The 274-nt window shown below is 47.1% G+C and carries 1 tRNA gene; it reads right to left on the bottom strand.

What is annotated here, in order from left to right:
- Positions 1 to 146: 146 nt before the first annotated feature.
- Positions 147 to 222 (bottom strand) — tRNA-Glu (locus tag IM273_RS21830).
- Between the last annotated feature and the right edge of the window lie 52 nt (positions 223 to 274).

Genomic DNA, 274 nt, shown 5'->3' with positions numbered 1-274 from the left:
TTTGAGAGACTCGAACACACATAACATGTGTGTCGTTTCAATTTTCAGCTTGATCCAGATTTTTAAAGAGCAAAATATCTCAAACATGACTCGCAAGTCAGTTTTGAGATACGACGGCAGGTGACTTTCACTCACGAACCAGCAAGTGGCGTCCCCTAGGGGATTCGAACCCCTGTTACCGCCGTGAAAGGGCGGTGTCCTGGGCCTCTAGACGAAGGGGACACTGAAGTCTCAATCGCAAGACGCCTTGCTTTTTACTTTTCATCAGACAATC

This window comes from Enterobacter cloacae complex sp. P13B, from assembly GCF_014895915.1.
Taxonomy (GTDB): domain Bacteria; phylum Pseudomonadota; class Gammaproteobacteria; order Enterobacterales; family Enterobacteriaceae; genus Enterobacter; species Enterobacter bugandensis.
The sequence above is the reverse complement of the archived record's forward strand: the minus strand, read 5'-3'. Positions and strand labels throughout refer to the sequence as shown.